Below are 24,613 nucleotides of genomic sequence, written 5' to 3'. Positions count from 1 at the left end.
CTCCACGACGTCATGGCCGGGCTTGTCCCGGCCATCCACGCCTTTCCTCACGGCACAAAGAACGTGGATGCCCGGGACAAGCCCGGGCATGACGACCTCTTGCGAATGCTTCTATGCGGCCCCACCGACAACAGGGGCCTCCCTGCGCTTGAACCGGCGGAGCGAATGGTTAGTTTTGGCAGGTCGCGAATCGCCTCGTTCGCCCTTCCCTCAAGACAGACATGGCCACCTTCACTCCGCATCAGGACGCCGCGCTCAAGGCCGTCGGCGACTGGCTCAAGGCAAAACCCGGCCGGAACGGCACGCCGCCGGTGTTCCGCCTGTTCGGCTTTGCCGGCACGGGCAAGACCACGCTGGCGCGGCACATCGCCGAGGGCGTCGACGGCGAGGTGAAGTTCGCCGCGTTCACCGGCAAGGCGGCCCTCGTCATGCGCAACAAGGGTTGCGACGAGGCCTCCACCATCCACTCCCTGATCTACCGCGCCCGTGAATCCGGCGAGGAGCAGCCGAGCTTCGAATTGTGGGACGACGCGCCGGCCTCCAAGGCCAAGCTGATCGTGATCGACGAATGTTCGATGGTCGACGCCGAACTCGGGCGCGACCTGATGTCGTTCGATTGTCCGCTGCTGGTGCTCGGTGATCCCGCGCAGCTGCCGCCGATCCAGGGCGGCGGCTTCTTCACCAATTCGGAGCCCGACGCGATGCTGACCGAGGTGCATCGCCAGGCCCAGGACGATCCGATCGTGCGGATGTCGATGGACGTCCGCGAGGGCCGCGAGTTGGACATCGGCCGCTATGGCGAGAGCGAGGTGGTCTCACGCAAGGAACTCGACCCCGACCGCGTCATGGGCGCCGACCAGGTGCTGGTCGGCCGCAACAACACCCGCCGTGCCTACAACATGCGGGTGCGCCAGCGCCAGAACATCGAGGACACCTTTCCGGTCGCCGGCGACAAGCTGGTGTGCCTGCGCAACAACCGCAAGAAGGGCCTGTTCAACGGCGGGCTGTGGCGCGTGAAGTCGCGCAACACCGCGCGCTCGAAGTCGCGCATCCTCTCGATGCGGCTGTCGCCGGACGAGGATTTCGGCCACAAGGTGACCAAGGTCTCGGTCCGCGCCGATTGCTTTGAGGGCGGCATCGAGCAGATCGCCTGGGAGCAGCGGAAACCTTACGACGAGTTCGACTACGGCTATGTGCTCACCGTGCACAAGTCGCAGGGCTCGCAATGGGACGACGTCGTGCTGTTCGACGAGAGCTTCGCGTTTCAGGAATCGCGGGCGCGGTGGCTGTATACGGGGATTACGCGCGCGGCGAAGAGGTTGAGTATTGTCGTTTAAGACTCCGCTCCCGTAGGGTGGGCAAAGGCGCAATGCGCCGTGGCCTCCATCTCTCCACACACGCACTAGAAATGGTGGGCACGCTTCGCTTTGCCCGCCCTACGAGACCTGATTTGCTCGTCATTTCCCCACGACAAAATAAAAATCCTCCCTGCCCGGCGGTGAGCCGTAGGTGAACGGCTGCTGCTCGTGCTTGGTCGCGGCCCAGACATCGTCGCGGACGATATCGAACAGTTTTCGGATCTCGACGCGCGGCTGCTTGATCTCGCGGGCAAGCGCGGTGGCGAACGGGCTGTTGGCGGCACCATCGCCGTCCATCGCGGTCTCGCCGTGCTTGGCGGCATAGACCACCATGAATCCGGCGCCGGGCTCGATGTTGGAAAACCCCTTGTCGACCAGCTTCAGCGCCAGCGTGCGCTGCATGGTCGGCGCGAACGGATTGTCACGGCAGGCGTCGAGAACCACGAGCCGCATCTTTCGCGCGGCGCCGACCGCGGCGATCACCTGCTCCAGGGCAACCGCCTGGGTCTCGGCGTCCTTGTCGGCGGCGAGCTTGGCATCAACAGGAACGAGATAATTCACTCCGCCGATCTCGAAACCGTGGCCGGCGTAATAGACCACGGCCCAATCGGCCTTTTCGGCCTCATTGGCAAAGGTCTGCAACGCCTCGAAGAACTTGTCACGGGTGAGATCGCTGACGGAGATGACGGTCTGGAAGCCGACATCGCGTAGTACGCCGGCGATCAGTTTGGAGTCGCGCGGCGGATTGGGCAAAGCGTGGACGTTCTTGTAGGCGCCGTTGCCGATCACCAGCGCGACGCGGCGTCCGGGCGCGGCTCCCGGCGTTTGCGGCGTCAGCGCGGCGAGCCGCTCCTGGGCGACGGCACGGGCGCGCGCGACGTCGATCTCGTCGAGCCTCGTCAGCGAATAGGCCGCGGCGCGATAGTCGGCGCGCGCCTGGGCGAGATCCTTCCTCCGCTCGTAGATCTGGCCGCGGCCGGAATGGGCGCGGACGTTGTTGGGGTTGATCTGGAGGGCCGCGTTGTAGTCGTTCAGCGCAGCGTCGAGGTCGCCCTTCATCATGTTGACGTCGGCGCGGTTGTTGATCACGAATACGTTCTTCGGCTGCTTCTCGATCAGGCCGCTGCAGTCGGCAAGGGCCTGCGCATATTTGCCCATCATGCCGTAGGTGATGCAGCGGTGGCCGGCGATCTGCGGCGCGGCCGGATCAATCTTCCCGGCCTCCGCGAAATCGGCGAGGGCGCCGTCGAAATCCTTCATCAGCGTGCGTACGCGGGCGCGATTGGTCCAGGCGAGCAGGAATTTCGGCGTGTATTTGATCGACAGGCTGAAATCGTCGAGCGCGCTCTGCAGCGCGCCCCGGCGCAGGTGGATGACCCCGCGATTGTTGTAGGGCACGCCGTAGGCCGGGCGCTTCTGCAGCGCGAGGTTGTAGTCGGCCATCGCGAGATCCTCCTTTCCGCTGCGCTCATAGGCGAGGCCGCGCAGATTGAGGGTCACGACATAGTCGGGATCGAGGTCGAGCGCGCTGGACAGGACCTCGATCGCGCGCACGTAGTCGCGCTTGTTGAGCAGCGTGTTACCGCGCACGGAGAGCGCGATCGCTTTGTCCTTGCCGGCGACACGGTCGGCGCTGAGCAGATTGTCGCAGGCGGTGGCGCGGGCCGGCAGCTCCGCCTGGCGGTCGCGGCAAATGGCGAGATCGTCGCCGGCTTGGGGATCGGCTGCGGCAGTGGAGACAAAGGCGGCCAGAGCGGCGAGGGTCAGGGAAACGACGCGCAGCATGTTGTCAGGTCAGCTCCAGTCACCATTCCTATGGTTGATCGTCGATCGCGCCGGTTCATCTAGCGCGGAGTTCCGCATCCCGCCAAGTCGCGCTCGAAGGCGCTGCCGCTCCGGCGGTCTTCACGGCCTCGTGTCCGCCACGGCGTAACATTCGCTGGCGCTGTCCGTATCTCGGATGATGCAAATGCCGCCGAGCAGGCTGTTCGCCCGGGCCCGGCCGCCCTAGACTGTCAGACCTTCGGAAAGAGGATCGCCATGCGCCGACCTGCCGTCCTGTCCCTGCTCGCCGCAACCGCCGCGCTCGCGCTGGCATTTGCCATGCCGTCCCGGGCCGCGGAGGAAGCGGTCGTGATCCCCGCCCCCGCCATGGATGTCGCGCCCGCGAACGGAATCCAAACCGCCGTGATCGCCGGCGGCTGCTTCTGGGGCGTTCAGGGCGTCTTCCAGCACACCGCGGGCGTGGTTAACGCCGTCTCCGGCTATGCCGGCGGCACCAAAGCGACCGCCGACTACCAGAGCGTCTCGAGCGGCCGCACCGGCCACGCCGAGGCCGTCGAGATCAAGTACGACCCGAAGAAGATCTCCTATGGCAAGATCCTCCAGATCTACTTCTCGGTGGTGCACGACCCGACCCAGCTCAACCGCCAGGGTCCTGACGTCGGTCCGCAATATCGCTCGGCGATCTTCACCACCTCCGACGAGCAGAAGAAGGTGGCGGAGGCTTATATCGCCCAGCTCAACGACGCGAAGGTCTTCAAGAAGCCGATCGTGACCAAGCTCGGCGCGCTGGAGGCGTTCTATCCGGCCGAGGCCTACCATCAGGACTATCTGACGCTGCATCCGAACCAGCCCTATATCGCCTATAACGACATCCCGAAGGTCGAGAACCTGAAAAAGCTGTTCGCGGATAGTTACATCGAGAAGCCGACGCTGGTGAATGCCAGCAAAGCCACCAACTGATCGCGAGATCATCAACAGAAACGGGAGACCCATGCCCGACACCAGAACGAAAACCACGGAAGACAAGGTCATCAAGAGCGACGAGCAGTGGCGGCGCGAGCTGACTCCGATGCAGTACGCGGTGCTGCGCGAGAAGGCGACCGAGCGGCCCTTCTCCGGCGAGTATGAGCACGACCACCGTGCCGGCACTTACGTGTGCGCCGGCTGCGGCAACGCGCTGTTCGAGTCGGATGCCAAGTTCGATTCCGGCTGCGGCTGGCCGAGCTTCACTCAGCCGGCGGTCGAGAGCCATATCGACGAGGAGCGGGACGTCAGCCACGGCATGATTCGCACCGAGGTGCTGTGCTCCAAGTGCAGCGGCCATCTCGGCCATGTCTTCCCCGACGGTCCCGGGCCGACCGGCCTGCGCTATTGCATCAATTCGGCGGCACTCAAGCTGGAGCCGAAATAACCCCTAGGCCACGGCGGGTTCCGTGATGGAACCCGCCGTGGCGATGCGCTTTTCTCTCCCGATGGCGCGGCCGTCCTCGCATTTCGGCGGCCGCCAGGGAGGATGCCATGTCACTCGGGACCATCCTGATCATCCTGGTGATCATCTATCTGCTGGGGGGCCTGTCGGGCCGGATCGGCGGCTATGGCTATGGCCTTGGCCATTCCGGCATGGGAATCGGCGGCGTCGTGCTGGTGGTCTTGGTCGTGCTGCTGCTTCTCGGCAAACTGTAAGCCGTACAACTTGTTGAAATTACTGGAGTTATCTCTCGCGCGGGGCTGCCATGCGTGGATTCATCATCTCGCATCGCGGGGGTCGCATTTTTGTCAAATCGGGCTATATTAGAAGACGAAAATGACATGTGCGGCGGGCCCGCTCGATTGCGGCCCCTCCCCTCCCAAACCCCACGCGCTTAAAGCCCCAGAGAAGATCACGAGGTCTTTGACCATGCGTCCACTGCGTCCGTTCAACTTCAACACCTCCGCCGAACTCTTCCCCGCCGCGATCCGCAAGAAGAAGCGCGCGGGCTTCACCTATCGCCGGTTCGGCACCGCCGCTGAGGCCGTGCAGTTCGCGATGGAGCAATTGCCGACGGATTCGCTGAACGGCGCCTATCTGCAGGTCGAGGAAGCGCGCTTCGACCAGAACGGCATCCGCTCGCTCTATGAGAGCGAGGCCTTCCCGCTGCCCCGCCGCCGCAAGCTGGAAACCGAGACCGACGCCGACGCGGCGTAAGTTTTCGCAACACCGTTCGATGTGCGCAAAAGGCGCGATGGCTGAAAGGCTGTCGCGCCTTTTGTGTTTTTGGGCTTTCGTGCTTCCGCAGCGTCATGGCCGGGCTTGTCCCGGCCATCCACGCCTTACGCCACGAAGAACGTGGATGCCCGGGACGAGCCCGGGCATGACGGTCCTTCCGGCATTTCATTTATGCGCTGAAAAGAGGTCCTACATCCGCGGCTGCTTCTCCAGCCAGCGCTGGAGCAGGCGCACATTGCGCATGTTGGCGCGGAACATGACGTCGAAGGCGTCGCCCGCGAAGGGGACCAGGCCGACCACGCCGTCGACTGCGACATTGCCGAGCATGCGCGCGGTGATGTACCAGGGCGCGCCGAGCGCCCGCGCCTCGCGCACCAGCCACAGCGAGATCGCGGTGGTGATGATGTCGCCGACGACCGGGATCAGACCGATCAGCCCGTCGATGCCGTAACGGATATTGGTGCCGGGCAGGATGAAGGCGACGTCGAGCAGTTTCGCGATCGCCTCGAGCCGCGCAATCCGCTGCTCGCGCGTCAGATTGCCGAACGGGCTGCCAGCAAAGGGATTGTCCCTGCCGAACTCGAAGCGAAACTCGCGAAATCCCTGCTCCGGCATTTCGGGGCGGATCTCATGCCCCTCCTGATCGATGATCGGCCCGGGCGCCTCCTTGCCGGAGAAGGTCGCGCGCGAACCGCTGCCAGATCGGGATCGGCGCGGAGCAATGATATCGTCGTCGGACATGGTCATGGTCTCTAGGGAACGCGCCACCGCGGCGGAGGTTGCTGCGCCGCGCCCGAAGGTCGCGCGCTCAGGTCGGCGCCGCCACCGCCGGCGGCTCCTCGACATATCTATGCACGAGCCAGGACGAAATCACCGCCGGCACGAAGCCGACCAGGCCGTACAGGATGAACTGCACCGCGCCCGAATCCGGCCCGCGCGAGGAGTAGGTCATCGAGGCCAGGATGAAGGCGAACAGGCCGACCAGCAGCATTCGCACGCTTGGGCCGATCCGCCTTATATGGACCAGGATGTCGTCGACCGCGCCGATCATCAGCGCGGGCAGGAAGCCGAACAGATAGCTGTATTGCAGCGTCTTGAAGAACACCGCGAACAGCTTGCCGACCTCGCCGAGGCTGGTCTGGGCCCAATAGCCGGACTGATAGGTCGTCGTCAGCAGCAGCAGGAACCCGCCGACGAACGGACCGACCAGCGCAAACACCAGATAGCGTTTCATCGAACCACCTCTTGGACTTCCGCAGCTTTATAGCAGCGCCGCGGGAACCTTGAACAGCTGGGCGCGGGCTCCTCAAAGGGAACAAGTGGCAGGGCGACGAGTTCATGCAGGACCTGAATTTACCTCTGTCCGATTGGAGCGCCGATGGCCCGCAAAATTCTCCTGGCGACGATCACGCTGGCAGCCTTGACCGGTCTTTCGGAGGGGCCTGCTTTTGCGCAAGGCCACATGGGCACGCCGCAAGAACAGAAGGCCTGCACGCGAGACGCACAGCGTTTCTGCCGCAAGGAGCTCGGCAACGACATGGCGGTGCAAGGTTGCCTGCAAGCCAATCGCGCCAAGCTGTCGAAGTCCTGCAGCAACGTATTCAAGAGCCACGGCATGTGAAGACCGGCACCATCCCGGCGAATGGAGCGTGAAGCCATGTTGCGCGATGAACAACTCTCCATCCTCCGGGATATCAGCCAATCCGTTGCCTTCGCCGACGACCGGCAAGGCAAGGTGGGAGAATTGATTGCCGACGGCTACGTGATGAAGGACGGTGACCTGTTCGAGCTCACCGCCAAGGGCGTCACCGCCGTCGAGGAACATGCCGCATCACTCGGCGCGAGCGATGCGGAACAAGCGGACGCATCCTCGGATCGGCTGATGTGAGCACGCGCGACGTGACTCGCGTGCAACAATTGCGAATTCCTTTGCGCTGACCATTGCAGCCGCCGAACAATGGCGCATACTTCGCTCGGGCGGCGCAGCACTTTTCGATTCGAACATCAAGAAATCGAGCGACCACATGCGGGACTGGAGTTCCCGGCGTGAAGGCTGTGACATGCGGCAGATCAAGCCGCGTGCGGCGCCCCAAAAACCAAGTGGCTCAAGCCCAAGGGAAATCGGGGACCCATTCCGCATGACACGCAATCAGACCATGGCAACTCTGTTTAAGACCACCGCTTCGCTGTTGGCCGTCGCCGCCAGCGCCATCGCACTGCAGACATCACCCAGCCTCGCCTTCTCCTCCGAAGCGCAGCAGATGTGCACGGGCGATGCGATGCGGCTGTGCTCCAGTGAAATCCCCGACATCCCGCGGGTCAGGGCCTGCATGGTGCGGAACAAGGCGAATGTCAGCCCCGGCTGCCGCGCCGTGATGGACCGCGAGGCCACCGCGTCGCGCAAGCGGGAAGCGGCGGCGCAGTAGGGTCTGATCATCCGCAGCGTCATGGCCGGGCTTGTCCCGGCCATCTACGGCTTACCCCAGCGTACAGAGAACGTGGATGCCCGGGGCTTCGCCTCACCGAAGCAGCTTCGGTCGCGTAGGCGGGACAAGCCCGGGCATGACGATGTCGCTAAGGCAGAAGAAAGAGCCTAGTCGCCCCACTGCGCGAAGGCGTCGTTGAAGGCGCGTTCGCCGGGGGCGCCCTTCTCGATGGCGATGATGGCGCGGCGCTGGTTGGCGTAGACCAGCGGCACGTCGAACCACGAGCGCTCCTTCAGGAGCTGGACGTTGCGGCTGCGATCGGCATCGACATTGGACAGGCCGACCAGGAAGAAGCCGTCGGTGACCTTGACCGCGAGGCCGGCGAGCGGCGTGCCCCGCGCCTGCTCGTTCGACTTCATCAGGATGCCCGGCACGTTGGAGACGCTGCCGCCTGGAAAGTCCTGCGGCAGGATGAAGGTCAATTCCGCGGTGTGGCTCGCCGGCAGCGACGAATCGGTGTTGCGGCGGAACGACATCGTCATCTTGAACTTGCGGTCGGGAATCTCGATGTCGGCGCGCACGGCGACGTCGGCCTTCTGGTTGCCGGACGCCTTGATCGGCTCCAGCCGCCACACCACCGAGCCGACATATTGCTTGCCCTTCGGGTCGGACGGATCCTCGTCATAGAGCACGACCTTCTGCGCCACCGGCGCGACCGGCTGGTCCGCCGAAGGCTGGCCGACACGATCGGGAATCTTGGGCTTGCTCTGCGGCTGCGCCGGAGTCGGCGTGTCCGACACCTGTGTCACGGACGGCTTGAGGAAGCCGTTGATGATCTGGACCAGCTGCTTGCCCCAGAGGATGCCGGCACCGACCAGGATCAGCACGATGCCGACGGCGATCGCGCTCTTGAACGGGAAGGCGGAGCCGGTGCGGACCCGCTTCTTGACGTCGCGCTCGGCGGCGACGCGCGGACGCGGCGACGGCGGCTGCGGCGTGTAGCGCTCAGCCTCCTCGATCGACTCGTCGTAGGAATAGGGCGCCTCGGCTTCGCCGGAGCGATTTTCCAGGCTCGGCTCCAGCCGGTCGAACTCCGGCGTGGGCGAAGGCACGTTAGCGTAGGTGCGGCGCGCGGCACGGCTGGCCTGCGCGGCGGCGCCGCCGAGATCGTTGGCATCGGCCGTGATGTCGCGGAAGCCGCGCACGCCCGGCGCAGGCGGTACCGGTGGCGGCGGGCCCATGTCCGGTGGACGGCGCGCCCCCGCCCGATCGCGTCCGCCCGCGGGCGGCTCCGGCATTGGTGGCGGCGCGGACGGGCCAGGCTGGCGCGGGGCGTCGAAACGCGGCGCGCGCGGCGGCCGCGGCGCCTCGCCCTGGTCATCGACGTTGAAGGATGGCCGGTCGGCCCGCGGCGGGGTCGGAGCCGGACGCGTGCGCGGCGGGGCCGGCTGGGATGCGGAAGCGTTACCCTCGGCGGCGCGGGCGCTGGCCCGGCGGAAGGCATCGCCGCTGCCGCTGGCGCGGGTGCCGCCACCGGGGCGCGAGGCCTCGCGGGCGCGCTGGGCGGCCTCCGATTCGACCTTGCGGACGGCCTCTTCCAGCGACAGCCGTTCGCGGGTGATCTCGGATTCGGAGAGCGGCGGCTGCACGCTGCGCAGCTGCGCAATCAGCGCCGTGCGCGCCCGCTCATAGAGCGCGCGACGGCTTTCGCCGGGAGCGTTGGGGTCCAGGGCGGCAATAGCGCGGGCGATCAGCGGATAGTAATCAGCCATTTCAACTCAACTATACGCGCGTCCTGGTAAGATATCGTTAAGCCTCAAACGGATTTTGCACCAGGATAGTATCCTCGCGTTCGGGGCTGGTGGAAAGCAGTGCGACCGGGCACCCCACTAATTCCTCGATGCGGCGGACATATTTGATGGCCTGGGCCGGCAGGTCGGCCCAGGACCGCGCGCTGGCGGTCGGCTCCTTCCAGCCCTCGATGGTCTCGTAGATCGGCTCGACCCGGCTTTGCGCGCCCTCGCCGGCCGGGAAATGATCGATCTCCTTGCCGTCGAGCTTGTAGCCGGTGCAGACCTCGATGGTGTCGAAGCCGTCGAGGATGTCGAGCTTGGTCAGCGCCAGGCCGTTGATGCCGCAGGTGCGGACCGCCTGGCGGACCAGCACGGCATCGAACCAGCCGCAGCGGCGGGGCCGCCCGGTGTTGGTGCCGAACTCGCGGCCGCGCTCGCCGATCTTGCGGCCGGTCTCGTTGTCCTGCTCGGTCGGGAACGGACCCTGGCCGACACGGGTCGTATAGGCCTTGCACAGGCCGAGCACGTAGCCGACCGCGCCCGGCCCAAGGCCAGCGCCGGTCGCGGCCTGCGCCGCCACCGTGTTGGACGAGGTGACGTAAGGATAGGTGCCGTGATCGACGTCGAGCAGCGCGCCTTGCGCGCCCTCGAACAGCATTCGCTTGCCTTCACGCCGCTTGATGTCGAGCAGCCGCCAGACCGTCTCGGCATAGGGCAACAGCTGCGGCGCCATCGCCATCAGCTCCTTCAGGATCACTGCGCTGTCGAATTCCGGCAGATTGAGGCCGCGGCGCAGCGCATTGTGGTGCGCCAGCAGGCGGTCGATCTTGTGCGGCAGCGTCTGATGATCGGCAAGGTCCATCAGGCGGATGGCGCGGCGGCCGACCTTGTCTTCATAGGCGGGCCCAATGCCGCGGCGCGTGGTGCCGATCGCGGTCGCCGCGCTGGCGGATTCGCGGTGCGCATCGAGCTCGCGATGCAGCGGCAGGATCAAGGTGACGTTTTCCGCGACACGCAGGTTGTCGGGGCTGACATCGACGCCCTGCGATCGGAGCCTGGCGACCTCGTCGAGGAAGGCGGCGGGATCGAACACCACGCCGTTGCCGATCACCGACAGCTTGCCCTCGCGCAGCACGCCGGAGGGCAGGAGCGCGAGCTTGTAGGTCTTGCCGTTGATCACCAGCGTGTGGCCGGCGTTATGGCCGCCCTGGAAGCGGACGACGATGTCTGCCTGCTCCGACAACCAGTCGACGATCTTGCCCTTCCCTTCGTCGCCCCATTGGGCGCCGACGACGACAACGTTGGCCATTCGCGGGTAATCCCTATCAATCTGTCTCTAGAAGGCATGATCCTCGCGGAAAACCGGTGCCCACTCTTCCGGGATCATGCCTGCGCCCAGCCCAATCGGCGGCCGGAGCCGCCCGCACGCAAGGCAGCCAACCGGATAAAGGAAGCAGCCCCTCTAGGCAAGCAAGAACGGGGCTTTTTCGGGGACCAAAGCCCGACCCAAGCCTTTGATATCCCCTGAAAATCCAGAAACCTTCGGGACGGGCGCGACGGCTTCGACCAAAGCGCAAGACGCCTGTCCGCCGCTGCATGGTCGCGATGCGTCCGCCCCCCGTTGCTGCCATCTCGATTTCCGTGTTTTTGAGCAGGGCCGGGTGATCAACCGGCCCGGACCTCGCCGGGCCGGAGGCCTCGGCGCATCCGCGGGGCCATAACGATCACAATGTCCGCCACCGGCCAGACCAACGCCGCCGATACGTCCGGTCACAGCTGGATCGCCAACCAGCCTTACCTGCTGCTCAGCATCACCGCGCTGTGCTGGGCCGGCAACGCCATCGTCGGCCGTCTCGCCGCCGGCCATATCCCGCCGGTCACCCTGTCCTTCCTGCGCTGGTTCTTCGCCTTTCTCCTGGTGCTGCCGTTCGCCTGGAAGCATCTTGCGCAGGACTGGCCCGCGATCCGCGGGCGGCTCGGCCTGATGGTGACGCTCTCGATCACCGGCATCGGCGCCTTCAACACGCTGCAATACTGGGCGCTGGAGCACACCCAGGCGCTGAACACGCTGCTGCTGCAGTCGGCCGCGCCGCTGATCGTGGCACTGTGGTCGCTGGCCATCCTCGGCGTCAGACTCACGGCGGCGCAGGCCTTCGGCGTGCTGCTGTCGATGTGCGGCGTGCTGACGATCCTGCTGCATGGCGATTTCACCACGCTCTCGAATATCGAGTTCAACAAGGGCGACCTCATTTTCATCGTCGCGCTCGTGATCTTCGGGCTCTATTCGGTGCTGACGTTGAAGCGGCCGCCGATGCACGGCCTGTCGTTCCTCGCCTTCACCTTCGGCTGCGGCGCCGCCTGCCTCATTCCGCTCGAGATCTGGGAATTGCTCGCGCGCCCCGTGATGAAGCTCGACGGGCCGAACCTGCTGACGCTGTTCTACGTCGCGGTATTCCCCTCGACGCTCGCCTATCTCTGCTTCAATCGCGGCGTCCGCCTGATCGGCGCCAACCGCGCCGCGCCGTTCTTCCACGTCGTGCCGGTGTTCGGCTCGATCATGGCGATCGTATTCCTCGGCGAGCACCCGCAGATCTTCCACTTCATCGGCTTTGCCTTGGTACTGTCGGGCGTGTTCGTGGCGTCGCGAAAGCAGGCGAGCTAGCGGCTTCATCGAAGCGCTCGCTGCCTGTCCTGCGTGCGCCGCGAGATGACCACGCCTCAACTGGTCTTGAACTTGCTGTAGGCCTCGCTGGTGGCGACGATCACATGCTCGGCGCAGCCGTTGACGCGATGCGGATCGGCTTCACGCTCGTAGGCTTCCGACGTCATCATATCGAGAAATGCCGAGACAGTCGGGTAATGGACCAGCGCGACGAAGTCCCAGTCGTTGCCGGCGTGAGGACCGAGTGCGATGGCCTTCGCATCACCGGTCCAGAGCAGCGTGCCGCCGCGCGCCTTGATCATGGGCACGGTGATGGCGCTGTAGCGCAGATATGCGTCCCAGCCCGATCCATTGCCATCGCGCGAACGCGTGTGGAAGCGCATCAGGTTCAGCATCACCACCGGTGCGTTCGGATCGAGCCGCTCCAGGCCCTCGATGTTCAACATATTGACCGCCAATGGCACCTCCTCAGGGCTTGGCTGCATTGTAGCATTGCGGCGCCGTGACTTGTGTCATGCCGGCAATCCGCGCAAGCTCGTATCCGACGCCAATGACGATCGCTTCGCCCGCGCCACCGGCCTCGAATCCGGCCAGTTGGCTCAACAACCAACCATATCTGCTGCTCAGCCTGACCTCGCTGTTCTGGGCCGGCAACATCGTGCTCGCGCGCCATGTCGGCGCACATGTGCCGCCGTTGACCATCACAACGATCCGCTGGTTCGGCGTGTTCCTGATCCTGTTGCCGTTCGCCTGGCCGCACCTGAAGCGCGACTGGCCTGCCGTGCGCCGCAGCCTGCGCCTGATGCTGTTCCTGTCGCTGGTGGGCTTTGCCTTCAACAACGCGATCTCTTACTGGGCGATGCAATACACGGAGGCGCTGAACGCGCTCCTGATCCAGTCGGCAGGTCCCCTGTTCGTGGCGCTGTGGTCGCTGGTGCTGTTCGGCGTGCGGCTGACCGGCGCGCAGCTCGCCGGCATCGCGATCTCGCTGCTCGGCGTGCTCATCATCATCCTGCGCGGCGATCTTGCCGCGCTCGCCGGCATCAGCTTCAACCGGGGCGACCTCATGTTCGCCTCCTCGCTGGTGGCGTTCGGGCTGTATTCGGCCTTCATCCCGCGGCGGCCGAAGATCCATCAGCTCTCCTTCCTGTCCTTCACCACCTGCTGTGGCGCCACGATGCTGCTGCCCACCGCGATCTGGGAGGCGGCCAGTGGATACGTGCTGCATTTCGACGGGATCACGCTGGCGACGCTGGGCTACATCCTGATCTTCCCCTCGACACTGGCCTATCTCTTCTTCAACCGCGGCGTGGCGCTGATCGGCCCGAACCGCGCCGCGCCGTTCTTTCATCTGGTGCCGGTGTTCGGCTCGGCGATGGCGATCATCCTGCTCGGCGAAAAGCTGCAGGCGTTCCACCTGATCGGCTACGCGCTGGTGCTCGCCGGCGTCGTGATCGCCTCGCGCCAGGGCTCGGCGGTGAAGTAATTCCGCGCGGCGGGCGATGCACTCTCGTGTGTCCCGGACGCGGCGCAGCGCCAAGCGGTGCGACGCAGAGCCGGGGCCCAGTCTACCGCACGCACGGGCCCCGGTTCAGCAGTGCATCACGCCGCGAGCAGCGGCGCGCTGCACTGCGCCCGGGGCACGAGACAAACTCGCGACTTCCGATTTTGACGAAGAGAAGCTACGTTCCAGCCAACCAAAAAGAGGGAACGTCCAAAGATGATTTCAGCATTGATTCGACACCTGCGCACCATCGGCGCGGCCGTATTGTGCCTTGCCGCATCCACGGCGCAGGCCGACAATTATCCCAGCCGCAACATCACGCTGGTGCTGCCGTTTGCGGCCGGCAGCGGCACCGACACCACCACGCGCCTGATCTCGCAGCATCTGTCGCAGGCGCTCGGCGTCGGCATCGTGATCGAGAACAAGGCGGGCGCCAACGGCATGCTCGCCGCGACCTATGTCGCCAAGGCCGCCCCCGACGGCTACACGCTGCTGGTGACCACCAACACCACGCATTCGGCCAATCCCTATCTGCTCAAGAGCCTCACTTACGATCCGGTCAAGGATTTCACCCCGATCGCGCGCACCGGCGATCTGCCCTTCATGCTGGTCGTCAATCCCGAAGTTCCGGCCAAGACCGTCGGCGAGCTGGTCGCCTATGGCAAGGCCAATCCGGGCAAGCTGAGCTACGCCTCCGGTTCGTCCTCGGCGATCGTGTCGGGCGCGACCTTTGCGCACAATGCCGGACTCGACCTCCTGCACGTGCCCTACAAGAGCTCGCCGCCGGCGCTCAACGACGTCATGGGCGGCCGCGTCTCGATGATGTTCGTGGACATCCTGACCGGGCTGCCCCACGTCCAGGGCAACGCTCTGCGTGCGCTCGCAGTCACCACCAAGGAGCGCACGCCGCTTGTGCCGCATCTGCCGTCGATGCAGGAGGCCGGCGTGCCCGATTTCGACATCTCGTCGTGGCAGGGCTATTTTGGCCCGGCCGGCATGCCGAAGGAGATCGTGACGCGGCTCAACGCCGAGATCAGGAAGATCGTCGAGAATCCCGAGATCAAGGCCAAGCTCGCCACCCTCGGCATGGACGCCTTCTCGGGGACGCCGGAGCAACTCGGCACATTCGTGAACGAGCAGCTCGTGTTGTGGGAAAAGCTGATCACGAACGCGAAGATCGAGAAGCAGTAGGACGGTCTCGTGTCCCGGACGCGACGCGGCATGAGATGACGCGGCGCTGAGCTAGTACCCGGAATCAGAGCTGAGTGATACGGCGGCCTTTGAAACGGCGTTGACGGACCTTTTTCTTGGTCCAGACGAAGGGCTCGGCTCTGTCGTTGTATGCGTTGACGTAGGCATCGATGTGTTCCTGAAGCTGCTTGAGGCTCGTGAAGGAGGTGCCGCTGAGCGACTGCCCCTGCAAGATGGAAAACCATACTTCGACCTGATTGAGCCATGACGCACTTGTCGGCGTGAAATGAAATTGCACGTTGGGGTGGGCCTTGAGCCAGTCCTCGTTCTTTTTATGGGTGTTGAGGTTGTCGAGGATGACGTGAAGCTTGCGGTTCGGAAAAGTCGCGGTGACGCTGTTCATGAAATCGAGAAACTCGACGCGGCGCCGGCGTTTTGAATGGGTCGCGATGATCTTTCCGGTGGCGACTTCGAGCGCCGCAAACAATGTTGTGGTGCCATGCCGCTTGTAATCGTGGCTTTGGCCGGTTAAGGCGCGGCCATTGGGCAACTTCAGATAACCCTGCGCTCGCTCCAAAGCCTGGATCGAGGGCTTCTCGTCCACGCACAGCACAATGGCCTTCGCCGGCGGCGCGACATAGAGGCCGACAACATCGGCGGCTTTGGCCGTAAAGTTCGGGTCGTTGCTCTCGCACCAGGACTTGCGAGCCACCAGGTCAATCTTGTGGCTGCGCAGGAACCGCCAGACATATTGGACATCGACATCGCCCAGCGCCTCGGCCAGCAGGGGGCCGGTCCAGCGCGCAAACCCTTGCGGTGGCGGCTTATCCAGCAGCTTCAGAATCCGCTTGTCGGTCGTCTTCGTATAGATCGGCTGCTTGCCAGGCCGCGGCTTGTCTTGCAGCCCTTCAAGGCCATGGTCGGCATAGCGATGCCGCCAAAGGCTGACAATCCGCGGCTGGACCCCAACTTCCTTGGCGATCGACCGGGTGCTGCGCCCATCCGCCGCCAACAGAACTATCCGCGCCCGCTTCAAATCGCGCTGCAACGTCACCGGTGAGCGACAGCACGCCTCAAGCACCTTGCGATCTTTCCTCGAAAGGTGGACTTCTCTTGCTTCGGGTATCATCCCGACCTTGAATCACGACTCACGTTCCAAGAAAAGTGGGTACTAGGGCACGAGATCCCCGTGCTCCGCATTCTCCGTCATGGCCGGGCTTGTCCCGGCCATCCACGCATATCCGCACGCGGTGCCAAGAACGTGGATGCCCGGGACAAGCCCGGGCATGACGACTTCGTGGACGGAGATGATTGCGCAAAACTTAGGCCGCGCGGACCTTGGCGAGGAAGCTGTCGACGGCGCTGCGCAGCGCGCCGGACTGGTTGTCCAGCTCGCGGGCATTGGTGAGCACGTCGGTGGCCGCACTGCCGGTCGCTTCCGCGGCCGAGGTGACGCTGCCGATATGGGCGTTGATCTCGCTCGAACCGGCCGCGACCGACTGGATGTTGCGGGCGATCTCGCGGGTGGCCTCGCCCTGTTGCTCGATCGATGCGGAAATGCCGGCGGTGATCTCGCTCATCTCGGCGATGGTCTGGGTGATGCCGGAGATGGCCGTGACCGCGTCGCTGGTCGAGGTCTGCATCGCTGCGACCTGCGCCGAGATCTCCTCGGTCGCCTTCGCGGTCTGGTTGGCGAGCGCCTTGACCTCGGATGCGACCACGGCGAAGCCGCGGCCGGATTCACCGGCGCGGGCCGCCTCGATGGTGGCATTGAGCGCGAGCAGATTGGTCTGCGCGGCGATCGAATGGATCAGCTTGACGACCTCCCCGATCTTCTCGGCGCCGGTCGAGAGCATCTGCACGGTGGCGTTGGTGCGCTCGGCGTCGCTGACGGCGCGGCTCGCCACTTCGGTCGAGCGGGTGACCTGGCGGGAGATCTCCGCAACCGAGCTCGACAGCTCTTCGGCGGCGGCCGCGACCGTGCCGACATTGCCGGAGGCCTTTTGCGAGGCCGCGCCGACCGTCGCCGCACGCGACGAGGCGTCGCTCGCGGTTGCCGTCATCGACTGCGCCGTGCTCTGCATGCCGGCGGCGGCCGAGGACACCGAACGGACGATGCCGTTGACGCTGCGTTCGAAGTCGTTGGCGATACCCTCCATCGCGCTGCGACGTTCCGCCGCGGCGCGCTCCTTGGCGTCGGCCTCGGTCTTCTCGAGGTCGCGGATGCGGACGGCGTTGTCCTTGAAGATCTGGACGGTGGCGGCCATTGCACCGACTTCGTCGCCGCGGCCGGCACCCGGAATGTCACCCTCCAGCTTGCCATCGGCAAGGTCCTTCATGCGGGCACCGAGCAGCGCCAGCGGACGGCTGATGCCGCGCCCGATCAGCCAGGCCACGCTGCCGGCCACGATGACGATGCCGAGCATGGCAAGGCCGAGCATCCAATAGACCGGGCCCATCTTGGCGTCGATGTCGTCGAGATAGGCGCCGGTGCCGAGATACATGTCGAAGCCCGGCACGGCGACCGCATAACCGACCTTCCGGATCGGCGTCGGCTGACCAGGTTTCACATATTCATAATGCAGCAGGATCGAACCCTTGGCCTTGACGCCGTCCATCAGCTCCAGGGACAGCTTGCGGCCATTGGTCACGACATCCATGCGGTTGGTGCCGATCTGCTTGGGATCGGGCGCAAGCTGGGTGATGCCATCGTAAGACGTGCCGAACAGGTAGCCCGCGCCGTTGTCGTAGGTCATCGCATTGCCGTAGCGGCGGAGCTCGGCGATGGCCGCGTCCTTGGTCAGCTCGCCGGCATCGACGCGCTTCTTGAGCGCAGCCGCATAGTTGCGCGCCAGCTCGACGATCGCCTTGGCTTGGTCGATGCGCGCGTTCACCATCTCCTGCTTCATCAGATAGCCGGCGAGGACACCGGAGATGCACAGGCCCAACAAGGTGACGCCGACAAGAATGCCGAGCTTCGGGGCGATCTTCAGATTGCTCAACTTCACGGGAGGGCTCCGGCAATAATTGGATACGGGCGCGCGATCAGATCGAAAGGAATCGAATCAATTTTTAGGGGGCGAGGCCTTAGCAAGTTACTTACGAGCCTCCGTAGAAGCCCGGAAACAGCCCGCGGAATCGTCAGTTTATCTCGGTATCACCAACCGTGAATTGTACTCGCTCCCCTCGATTTCGCGTAAAAGAGGCAAGGGCCGCCCGGAAGGTGCGGGCCGCAACAACAACCGACAAACCAAATCGGGAGCCGAAAATGCCGAAATACAGGGTGGTGACGCCGAAGGGCGCGAGCTTCACGGTCGCGGGCAGCGATTATTCCTTCGAGCGCGAGGCGCTCGATCCGATCGATGCCGAGATCGTCGAGGCGCCGGCCGACGAGGCCGGGTTCATCGCCGCCGCGAAAAATGCCGACGCCATCTATGCCAAGGGCATTCCGATCACCAAGACCATCATCGACGCGCTGGAGAGCTGCAAGGTCATCACGCTCGGCTCGGTCGGCGTCGACAGCGTCGACGTCAAGGCTGCCACCGCCCGCGGCATTCCCGTCACCAACATCCCCGACACGTTCATCGAGGAGGTCGCCGACCACGCCATGATGCTGCTGCTCGGGGGCTTCCGCCGCCTGGTCGAGCAGGACCGCATGGTGCGCGACGGCCGCTGGGCCGAGGGCAGGCCGGCGCTGCTCAAGATCCCCAGGCTGATGGGCCAGACGCTCGGCTTCATCTCGTTCGGCCGGGTCGCCCGTGCGGTTGCGAAACGGGCAGCGCCCTTCGGCCTGCGCATGATGGCCTATGATCCCTTCATCCAGGAAACGCTGATGTACGAGCACGGCGTGGTCCCGGCGACGCTGAACGAGGTGCTGTCGCAATCCGACTTCGTCTCGATGCATGCCCCTGCAAGGCCCGAGGTGCATCACATGCTGGCCGAGAAGCACTTCCGGCAGATGAAGAAGGGCTCGATCTTCATCAACACCGGCCGCGGTGCCACGGTCGACGAGGAGAGCCTGATCAAGGCGCTGCAGGAGGGCTGGATCGCACATGCCGCGCTCGACGTGCTGGAGAAGGAACCGCCCTCGCACAACAATCCGCTGCTCGGCATGGAGAACGTGACCCTCACCGCGCATGTCGCTTCGGCCTCGGCACGGTTCGACGAGGCGCGCAAGCGCCGCGTGGGCTACGAATTGTCACTGGTGCTTCAGGGCATGTGGCCGGTAAGCTGCGTCAATCCGTCGGTGCTGCAGAACACCGCGCTCCGCCGCTGGCAGCCCGTCAGCATGGACCGCGGACCGAACAGCTAGGCGGGGCGGCGCGACGGCGCCGGACGATAGGAACGGCCCTTCACCGGCGATCAACGCCGGGAAGGGAGACATCATAGGGAGGAACTGATGAGGAACGACATCACGCGTCGTGATGCCTTAGCGCTGGGCCTGTCCGCTGCCACGCTCGCGGCCACTGGTGCTGCGGCGCAAACAACACCATCGCCAATCAAGGCCGCCGATGTTGCGGCGCCCAAGCTTGAGATCGAGAAGGGCGCGACCTTGCGCATGCTGCGGCCGGTACGCTTCGTCCAGGCCGACGAGGACGTGTTCCGCGCCAATGCGGCAAAGTTCACCAAGGACACCGGGGTCGAGGTCAAGGTCGACTTCGTCGGCTGGGAAGACATCAACCAGCAGACCGCGGTGACCTCGAACTCCGGCGCCGGCCCCGACATCATCATCGGCTTCTCCGACGCGCCTCACATTTACATCGACAAGCTGATCGAGCTCACCGACGTCGCCGACTATCTCGGCAAGAAGTACGGCGGCTGGCAGACTCTTGCGAAGACCTATGGAAAGAAGGCTAAGAGCGACTCGTGGATCGGGCTGCCGTTCGGCGCCACCGCTGGCCCCCTGATCTATCGCAAGTCCATTCTTAAATCAGTCGGATTCGACAAGGCTCCGGAAGATCCAGCCGGCTTCCTCGATCTCTGCAAGAAGCTTCAGCAAGCGGGCAAACCAGCCGGCTTCGCACTGGGCAACGCGGTGGGTGACGGAAACGGCTTTGCGGACTGGATGATGTGGGCGCACAACGCGGCGTTGCTGGACGAGGAGGGCAATGTCACAATCAACAGCAAGGAGACGATCGCGGCACTGAACTTCGTGAAGCAGCTTTACCCGACCTTCATCGCCGGCACGCCGTCCTGGAACGACGTCAGCAACAATCGCGCCTATTCCTCCCAGGAGATCGCGCTGACGGCAAACGGGGTGTCCTTGTACTTCTCGTTGAAGAACGATCCGGCGACCGCCGCCATCGCCGAAGATTCGGAACATCAGTTGTTGCCGAAGTTCTTTGCGCCGGCCCCGCCGATGTCTGGCCTGACGCTAAACGCAATGGTGTTCAAGCACAGCCCGTACCCGAACGCAGCGAAGGCATTTCTGCAATTCATGCTGGAGAAGGAACAGTACGAGCCCTGGCTCAACGCCAATAGCGGCTACTGGTCGCAGCCGCTCGCAGCCTATGCCGATGCAGCAGTGTGGTCAGGTGATCCGAAGGTCGCAATCTTCAAGAACACCATGAACAACGGCTACTACGCCGGCTATAAAGGTCCGATATCGACGGCCACCGGTGCGGTGCGGGCGGACTATGTCACGGTTCAGATGTTCGCGTCCGTCGCCACCGGCGCCGCCACACCGGAAGCCGCGGCGGCGGAAGCCGAGCAGCGCTGCAAGCGCTACTTCCGGCGGCAGGGCCGGTAGAGAACCAACAAGGCCGCCGTCATTGCGAGGAGCTCTTGCGACGAAGCAATCCAGACTGCCAAAGCAGAATCAGACTGGATTGCTTCGCGTCGCTCGCAATGACGAGTGTCATGAAGCCTAGAACAGGACAAACACGCTGATGTCCGTGACCACCCTCTCCTCCTCGGCCCTCGCGCACCGGCAGCCGAACTGGCTGGTGCGGCTGTTCGACTACAAGCCGTTTCTGATCGTGATGTGCCTGGCGCCGGCGCTCGGGCTGCTCGCGGTCTTCCTGACCTATCCGCTCGGCCTCGGGGTCTGGCTCGCCTTCACAGACACCACGATCGGCCGTCGCGGCATCTTCATCGGGCTGGAGAATTTCCAATATTTGCTCACCGATCCCTTGTGGTGGAACGCGGTGTTCTACAGCGTGTTCTACACGGGTATCGCGACCTTCGGAAAGTTCGCGCTCGGCTTCTGGCTCGCGCTGCTGCTCAACAACCATTTTCCGTTCAAGAGCCTGCTCCGCGCCATCGTGCTGCTGCCCTGGATCGTGCCGACCGTGCTCTCGGCGCTGGCGTTCTGGTGGATCTACGATCCGCAATTCTCGATCATCTCCTATCTTCTGGTCGACGTGCTGCATTGGAAGTCGAGCAATATCGATTTCCTCGGCTCGCCCTGGCCGGCCCGCTTCTCGCTGATCGCCGCCAACATCTGGCGCGGCATTCCCTTCGTCGCGATCTCGCTGCTCGCCGGCTTGCAGACCATCTCGCCCTCGCTCTACGAGGCCGCGATGCTGGATGGGGCCAGCGCCTGGCAGCGCTTCCGCTACATCACCTTCCCGATGATGATGCCGATCCTCGCCATCGTCATGACCTTCTCGATCATCTTCACCTTCACCGACTTCCAGCTCGTCTACGCCATCACCCGCGGCGGCCCCGTGAACTCCACGCATCTGCTCGCGACGCTGGCCTTCCAGCGCGGCATCGCCGGCGGCGAGCTCGGCGAGGGTGCGGCGATCGCCGTGTCGATGATCCCGTTCCTGGTGTTCGCGACGCTGTTTTCCTATTTCGGCCTGGCGCGCCGCAAATGGCAGCAGGGAGAGGCCAATGACTGACACCGTCGCGCAACAACCGACCGCGGACGCCAAGGCCGCGCCCGACACCATGGCCTGGGATTCCGGGCTGCGGCGGCTGATGATGATCTACCTGCCGCTGGGCTGCTTCGTGCTGATCCTGTTGTTCCCGTTCTACTGGATGGCGATCACGTCGTTCAAGCCGAACGCGGAGCTGATGAATTACAAGGATCACAACCCGTTCTGGATCTCCTCGCCGACGCTCGCCCATATCAAGCACCTGTTGTTCAACACCGCCTATCCGCACTGGCTGAAGACCACGATGCTGGTCGCGATCGGTTCGACCACTCTGTCGCTGATCGCCTCGACGCTGGCGGCCTACGCGATCGAACGCCTGCGCTTCCGCGGCAGCCCTTATGTCGGCCTCGGCATCTATCTCGCCTATCTCGTGCCGCCGTCGATCCTGTTCATTCCGCTCGCCACCGTCGTGGTGCAGTTCGGCCTGTTCGACTCGCCGATCGCGCTGATCCTGGTCTACCCGACCTTCCTGGTGCCGTTCTGCACCTGGCTCCTGATCGGCTATTTCAAGTCGATCCCCTACGAACTCGAGGAATGCGCGCTGGTGGACGGTGCCACGCGGCTCCAGATCCTGCGGCGGATCACGCTGCCGCTGGCGGTGCCGGGCCTGATCTCGGCCGGCATCTTCTCCTTCACGCTGTCCTGGAACGAGTTCATCTACGCGCTCGCCTTCATCCAAAGCGGCGCCAACAAGACCGTGCCAGTCGCCATCCTGACCGAGCTCGTCACCGGCGACGTCTATCAATGGGGTGCGCTGATGGCGGGCTCTCTGCTCGGCTCGCTGCCGGTTGCGATCTTCTACTCGCTGTTCGTGGACTATTACGTGTCCTCGCTCACGGGCGCGGTAAAGGAGTAGTCGAGACCCGACATGCACCAGCGATGATGCGGCGCGAAAACGCGCCGGGATCGCGTTGGGACTTTACACTCAACGACCGCCTGCATAGGCTCCAAGGCATTATTTTTTTGTTTCTGGAGCATTTGACATGAAAACGTTGGCATTGATCGTTGTCGCTCCCCTGCTTCTCATGCCTGCCGCATCCAGTGTGCAGGCGCAGACTGGAAGCACCACTGCAACCAAGAGCGCCAAGCAGCCGCCGCAGCAGCAGCAAACGAAGAATTTGCCCCGCTGCAGCCGCGCGATGAAGATGTCCGGAAAACCGTGTTACGGCGGATGAGGCTGGGCAGGCGAAACAAGCCCCGGCATCGCGTCGGGGCTTGATCTGCGGCCTTTGGCCCGGCTTCACAAAACTGCAACAAGCGATCCGCATAAGGCGTCGTCCGCCAACAGGAGACGCACATGCGCGCGACTTTTCTTGCCACCGTCGCAACGATCATTCTCACCGCGAGCTCGGCTCTCGCGCAGAGCGAAGGTGAATTCCCGGCCAAGCTCGCCGGCCACGTGGTGATGCCGGCCGCGACGTTCATCGACGCGCCGACTGACGCGCCCGCTGACCTCAAGACCTCGGGCAAATACACCACGGGCAAGCGCGTCGATGCGCCCGGCACCGTGATGGGCAAATCCTACGAACGGGCGACCGGGGTGTCGCTGCCGTTCAAGGGCCAGCCGCTGCAGGGCCATTCCGGCATCAAGACCATGCCCGACGGCACGTTCTGGGTGATCACCGACAACGGCATGGGCGCCCGCGCCAACTCGCCGGACTCGATGCTCTACCTGAACCACTACAAGATGGATTGGGCGAGCGGCAAGATCGAGCGTCTGGAGACCATCTTCCTGCACGATCCCGACAAACGCGTCCCCTTCCGCATCGTGCATGAGGACACGCAGAAGCGTTACCTCACCGGCTCGGATTTCGACACCGAGGGCTTCCAGATCGTCGGCGACACCTTCTGGATCGGCGACGAGTTCGGCCCCTATATCCTAAAGGCCGACAAGACCGGCAAGATCCTCGGCATGTTCGATACGGTCGCCGACGGCAAGCCGGTGCGCTCGCCGGACAATTGGGCGGTGGGAACGCCGGCCGCGCCGGGTGCGACCTACACCAACGTCAACCTCCGCCGCTCCAAGGGCTATGAGGGCTTTGCCTCGTCCAAGGACGGGAAATTCCTCTACGGCCTGCTCGAAGGGCCGCTGTGGGACGCTGACAAGAAAGATTGGGAGAAGGTCGACGGCAAGGAAGCCGCCCGTATCCTCGAATTCGACGTCGCCGCGGAAAAATTTACCGGCCGCTACTGGCACTATGTATTCGAGCAGAACGGCAACGCCATCGGTGACTTCAACATGATCGATCAGGCCTCCGGCCTCATCATCGAGCGCGACAACGGCGAAGGCACCGCCGACAAGGCCTGCCCGCAAGGCACCCGCGGCGACAACTGCTTTCCTGATCTTGCCAAGTTCAAGCGCGTCTACAAGATCGAGCTCACCGACGCCAATGTCGGCAAGCCCGTGCGCAAGATCGGCTATGTCGACCTCATGAAGATTAGGGATCCCGACAAGAAGGCGAGGAAGCCGCTCAACGACGGCGTCTACACCTTCCCGTTCTTCACCATCGAGAACGTCGATCGCGTCGACGACACCCACATCATCGTCGGCAACGACAACAACCTGCCGTTCTCGTCCAGCCGCGATCCCAACAAGGCCGACGACGACGAGTTCATGCTGCTCGAAGTCGCGGACTTCCTGAAGGCGAAGTGAGCGGAAGCGCTCTCTTCTGCCTCCTCCCGTTCTTGCGGGAGGAAGGTTGGAACGACAGTGGTTCCTCGCCATCCGTCATTGCGAGCGTAGCGAAGCAATCCAGAATCTTTCCGTAGCGGCAGCCTGGATTGCTTCGTCGCAAGGGCTCCTCGCA

Annotated in this window: 25 protein-coding genes; 17 read left to right on the top strand and 8 right to left on the bottom strand. The window is 64.2% G+C overall.

The features are described 5' to 3' along the window. Positions 1 to 221 precede the first annotated feature (221 nt). Positions 222 to 1,337 (top strand): ATP-dependent DNA helicase, encoded by a 1,116-nt coding sequence (locus tag LPJ38_RS12515; protein ID WP_145642400.1) that lies wholly within the window; start codon positions 222 to 224, stop codon positions 1,335 to 1,337. 120 nt (positions 1,338 to 1,457) lie between these two features. Here LPJ38_RS12515 and LPJ38_RS12510 read toward each other — a convergent pair whose 3' ends face one another. After that, a complete protein-coding gene (locus LPJ38_RS12510) occupies positions 1,458 to 3,143 on the bottom strand; it encodes a caspase family protein (RefSeq protein ID WP_145642397.1) in 1,686 nt (561 codons plus the stop codon). Between the two features lie 255 nt (positions 3,144 to 3,398). On the opposite strand from LPJ38_RS12510, the gene msrA reads away from it, so the two are divergent. The 4 genes from msrA to LPJ38_RS12490 all read left to right on the top strand — a co-directional run bounded on the left by msrA (position 3,399) and on the right by LPJ38_RS12490 (position 5,328). Further along, the gene (msrA, locus tag LPJ38_RS12505) at positions 3,399 to 4,103 is read left to right on the top strand and encodes a peptide-methionine (S)-S-oxide reductase MsrA (RefSeq protein WP_145642395.1); all 705 of its coding nucleotides are present in this window, start codon (positions 3,399 to 3,401) and stop codon (positions 4,101 to 4,103) included. A 31-nt stretch (positions 4,104 to 4,134) separates the two neighbouring features. Continuing rightward, on the top strand, positions 4,135 to 4,554 hold the full coding sequence (gene msrB, locus LPJ38_RS12500; protein ID WP_145642393.1) for a peptide-methionine (R)-S-oxide reductase MsrB: 420 nt from the start codon (positions 4,135 to 4,137) through the stop codon (positions 4,552 to 4,554). A gap of 107 nt (positions 4,555 to 4,661) precedes the next feature. Continuing rightward, positions 4,662 to 4,826, top strand: a complete 165-nt coding sequence (locus LPJ38_RS12495; protein ID WP_060737078.1) for a DUF3309 family protein — start codon at positions 4,662 to 4,664, stop codon at positions 4,824 to 4,826. Between the two features lie 214 nt (positions 4,827 to 5,040). Next, entirely contained in the window at positions 5,041 to 5,328 is a 288-nt protein-coding gene (locus LPJ38_RS12490) for a hypothetical protein (RefSeq protein WP_145642389.1), read from the top strand. Between the two features lie 210 nt (positions 5,329 to 5,538). Here LPJ38_RS12490 and LPJ38_RS12485 read toward each other — a convergent pair whose 3' ends face one another. Continuing rightward, on the bottom strand, positions 5,539 to 6,096 hold the full coding sequence (locus LPJ38_RS12485) for a DUF4112 domain-containing protein (RefSeq protein WP_145642387.1): 558 nt from the start codon (positions 6,094 to 6,096) through the stop codon (positions 5,539 to 5,541). Between the two features lie 61 nt (positions 6,097 to 6,157). Then, positions 6,158 to 6,583, bottom strand: a complete 426-nt coding sequence (locus LPJ38_RS12480) for a DUF5413 family protein (protein WP_145642384.1) — start codon at positions 6,581 to 6,583, stop codon at positions 6,158 to 6,160. A 144-nt stretch (positions 6,584 to 6,727) separates the two neighbouring features. Here LPJ38_RS12480 and LPJ38_RS12475 point away from each other — a divergent pair, with 144 nt between their 5' ends. The 3 genes from LPJ38_RS12475 (at position 6,728) to LPJ38_RS12465 (ending at position 7,775) form a co-directional block, all read left to right on the top strand. Continuing rightward, the gene (locus tag LPJ38_RS12475) at positions 6,728 to 6,970 is read left to right on the top strand and encodes a hypothetical protein (protein ID WP_145642382.1); all 243 of its coding nucleotides are present in this window, start codon (positions 6,728 to 6,730) and stop codon (positions 6,968 to 6,970) included. Between the two features lie 36 nt (positions 6,971 to 7,006). Next, complete coding sequence (locus LPJ38_RS12470) at positions 7,007 to 7,237, top strand: hypothetical protein (RefSeq protein ID WP_145642379.1); 231 nt, start codon at positions 7,007 to 7,009, stop codon at positions 7,235 to 7,237. A gap of 268 nt (positions 7,238 to 7,505) precedes the next feature. Further along, entirely contained in the window at positions 7,506 to 7,775 is a 270-nt protein-coding gene (locus LPJ38_RS12465; protein ID WP_167520784.1) for a hypothetical protein, read from the top strand. 167 nt (positions 7,776 to 7,942) lie between these two features. Here LPJ38_RS12465 and LPJ38_RS12460 read toward each other — a convergent pair whose 3' ends face one another. Then, positions 7,943 to 9,547 (bottom strand): hypothetical protein, encoded by a 1,605-nt coding sequence (locus LPJ38_RS12460; protein WP_145642375.1) that lies wholly within the window; start codon positions 9,545 to 9,547, stop codon positions 7,943 to 7,945. Between the two features lie 37 nt (positions 9,548 to 9,584). After that, positions 9,585 to 10,877, bottom strand: a complete 1,293-nt coding sequence (locus LPJ38_RS12455) for an adenylosuccinate synthase (RefSeq protein WP_145642372.1) — start codon at positions 10,875 to 10,877, stop codon at positions 9,585 to 9,587. A gap of 420 nt (positions 10,878 to 11,297) precedes the next feature. On the opposite strand from LPJ38_RS12455, the gene LPJ38_RS12450 reads away from it, so the two are divergent. Continuing rightward, positions 11,298 to 12,230 (top strand): DMT family transporter, encoded by a 933-nt coding sequence (locus tag LPJ38_RS12450; protein WP_145642369.1) that lies wholly within the window; start codon positions 11,298 to 11,300, stop codon positions 12,228 to 12,230. A gap of 56 nt (positions 12,231 to 12,286) precedes the next feature. Here LPJ38_RS12450 and LPJ38_RS12445 read toward each other — a convergent pair whose 3' ends face one another. Then, positions 12,287 to 12,688 carry a DUF1330 domain-containing protein gene (locus LPJ38_RS12445; RefSeq protein WP_167520783.1) on the bottom strand — a complete coding sequence of 134 codons (402 nt, stop codon included), beginning with the start codon at positions 12,686 to 12,688 and terminating at the stop codon, positions 12,287 to 12,289. A gap of 92 nt (positions 12,689 to 12,780) precedes the next feature. Here LPJ38_RS12445 and LPJ38_RS12440 point away from each other — a divergent pair, with 92 nt between their 5' ends. Next, positions 12,781 to 13,716, top strand: coding sequence for a DMT family transporter (locus LPJ38_RS12440; protein ID WP_145642366.1), 936 nt, complete (start codon positions 12,781 to 12,783; stop codon positions 13,714 to 13,716). Between the two features lie 234 nt (positions 13,717 to 13,950). Beyond that, complete coding sequence (locus LPJ38_RS12435) at positions 13,951 to 14,925, top strand: Bug family tripartite tricarboxylate transporter substrate binding protein (protein ID WP_145642363.1); 975 nt, start codon at positions 13,951 to 13,953, stop codon at positions 14,923 to 14,925. A gap of 64 nt (positions 14,926 to 14,989) precedes the next feature. Here the strand turns inward: LPJ38_RS12435 and LPJ38_RS12430 are convergent, their stop codons facing one another. Next, positions 14,990 to 16,054, bottom strand: a complete 1,065-nt coding sequence (locus LPJ38_RS12430) for an IS630-like element ISRj1 family transposase (RefSeq protein WP_011084514.1) — start codon at positions 16,052 to 16,054, stop codon at positions 14,990 to 14,992. Positions 16,055 to 16,247: 193 nt separating this feature from the next. Then, positions 16,248 to 17,933, bottom strand: coding sequence for a methyl-accepting chemotaxis protein (locus tag LPJ38_RS12425; protein ID WP_145632535.1), 1,686 nt, complete (start codon positions 17,931 to 17,933; stop codon positions 16,248 to 16,250). A 260-nt stretch (positions 17,934 to 18,193) separates the two neighbouring features. Between LPJ38_RS12425 and LPJ38_RS12420 the strand changes: the two genes are divergently transcribed. The 6 genes from LPJ38_RS12420 to LPJ38_RS12395 all read left to right on the top strand — a co-directional run bounded on the left by LPJ38_RS12420 (position 18,194) and on the right by LPJ38_RS12395 (position 24,459). Beyond that, positions 18,194 to 19,237, top strand: coding sequence for a C-terminal binding protein (locus tag LPJ38_RS12420; RefSeq protein WP_167520440.1), 1,044 nt, complete (start codon positions 18,194 to 18,196; stop codon positions 19,235 to 19,237). Between the two features lie 87 nt (positions 19,238 to 19,324). After that, a complete protein-coding gene (locus tag LPJ38_RS12415; protein WP_145632540.1) occupies positions 19,325 to 20,674 on the top strand; it encodes an ABC transporter substrate-binding protein in 1,350 nt (449 codons plus the stop codon). A gap of 139 nt (positions 20,675 to 20,813) precedes the next feature. Then, complete coding sequence (locus tag LPJ38_RS12410) at positions 20,814 to 21,770, top strand: carbohydrate ABC transporter permease (protein ID WP_145632543.1); 957 nt, start codon at positions 20,814 to 20,816, stop codon at positions 21,768 to 21,770. Beyond that, positions 21,763 to 22,662: a carbohydrate ABC transporter permease gene (locus LPJ38_RS12405; RefSeq protein WP_145632546.1), complete on the top strand. Its 900-nt coding sequence runs from the start codon at positions 21,763 to 21,765 to the stop codon at positions 22,660 to 22,662. The genes LPJ38_RS12410 and LPJ38_RS12405 overlap by 8 nt, the downstream gene beginning before the upstream one ends. Positions 22,663 to 22,789: 127 nt before the next feature. Further along, positions 22,790 to 22,981 carry a hypothetical protein gene (locus tag LPJ38_RS12400; RefSeq protein WP_008546119.1) on the top strand — a complete coding sequence of 64 codons (192 nt, stop codon included), beginning with the start codon at positions 22,790 to 22,792 and terminating at the stop codon, positions 22,979 to 22,981. Between the two features lie 122 nt (positions 22,982 to 23,103). Next, positions 23,104 to 24,459 (top strand): esterase-like activity of phytase family protein, encoded by a 1,356-nt coding sequence (locus LPJ38_RS12395; protein WP_145632549.1) that lies wholly within the window; start codon positions 23,104 to 23,106, stop codon positions 24,457 to 24,459. Positions 24,460 to 24,613 lie beyond the last annotated feature (154 nt).

The sequence above is a fragment of the Bradyrhizobium daqingense genome, assembly GCF_021044685.1.
Taxonomy (GTDB): Bacteria; Pseudomonadota; Alphaproteobacteria; order Rhizobiales; family Xanthobacteraceae; genus Bradyrhizobium; species Bradyrhizobium daqingense.
This window is presented reverse-complemented; position numbering and strand designations above follow the sequence as displayed.